At 52.8% G+C, this 1,237-nt stretch carries 2 protein-coding genes; both read right to left on the bottom strand.

Annotated features, from left to right (window positions below):
• A partial coding sequence (locus QCH34_RS13020; RefSeq protein ID WP_300334752.1) for a metallophosphoesterase occupies nt 1-532 on the bottom strand: 532 nt, incomplete at its 3' end.
• A partial coding sequence (locus tag QCH34_RS13015; protein ID WP_300334751.1) for a hypothetical protein occupies nt 529-1,237 on the bottom strand: 709 nt, incomplete at its 5' end. The genes QCH34_RS13015 and QCH34_RS13020, both read right to left, overlap by 4 nt.

Here is a 1,237-nt window from a genome sequence, read left to right as displayed (position 1 = left end):
CGACTTCAGCTAAGAGGTAGGCGGGATTTCCCCTCAGGGAACAGCCCACCTCATCATAGAGGTGGATGACCGGGTGGTGGTGTCCTGCCACAATGAGATGGCCGGCAAGATCCGGAGATGGGTAGGTGTGGCCATGCAGGTATCCGATTCCGTCAATAATCTCACCAGTTTTGTTCAGGATTTCTTCCTCCTCCATATATCGTTCTATTCCGGGATCATGGTTGCCGGGAAGAAGCCTGAGATCAACTTCACGCCTGATTGCATTCAGAAACTCTGGCAGTTCCGTATGCTCCTGCCAGGTGATGCGGGGCACCGAATGTTTCAGATCGCCGAGTATGAGCAGGAGATCGGGGTCTGTTGTCTCAATACAGGTGAGTATGCGCTGAAGCCGGTTCTCCGAACTGCTCTTCAGATGCCATCCCGCGGTATCAAGTGCACTCTCGACACCAAGGTGGATATCTGCTATCACCAGAATCGGGATTGTACGGTTCAGAAGAAGTGCAGGCCCTTCGGAGAGGAACCGGGGTATCATAAGAGCCTGATAGTGCTGGTTGTCGGCATATAACAGTCTCCGTCCTCAAGAATGACTGTCAGAGCTGCTTTTGCCTCGCTCTCCCCGACTCCTCCTTCACCAGCTTTTTGGAGCACATCCTCAAGAAGAGCGCCTTTTGGTCCTGAGCACTCTTCGATGATGCTGATCATCTTCCCGGTCAGATCTAAAACATCAGCCTGAACGCTCAGGTTTCTCTCTGGTTCTGTGCCGACAACATTCAGAGCCTCTGCAACCATCTCTGCTATCTCTCTCTGTTCTTCAGAGAGTTCTCCAATCGACTCCAGCCTTTGAATCGTCTCTTCCGCGCAGAGATGAACAAAGCGATCACGATCCTCGCGACGCACAACCTGGCAGGAGTCTGCAATCACCCTGATCTCTTCGCGTCCGCGCTGGGAGAGTTCGCCTGAGATGGCGACAAATGCCGGAGGCTCTGTTGCCGTGAGAAGATCGGCAACACGCGGGCAGGAACGGTTCACTGAGATCGAGAAACCTCCGGTTGGATCACTCAACCGTGCATCCACTGCACGGCTGGTCTGCACATGCACTTCGGTTAAAACACCGATCAAAAATACGCGATGAAAAATACCTCCGGTTGGAGTGTTAAAACCATTATTCCCTTTTTCTGCACGGTGCAGTTCATCTGCGAAGACCCAGCCGACGGGATCAGTTGCATGTTCCATTGTC

It is taken from the genome of Methanocalculus sp. (assembly GCF_029762515.1).
Lineage (GTDB): Archaea > Halobacteriota > Methanomicrobia > Methanomicrobiales > Methanocorpusculaceae > Methanocalculus.
This window is presented reverse-complemented; position numbering and strand designations above follow the sequence as displayed.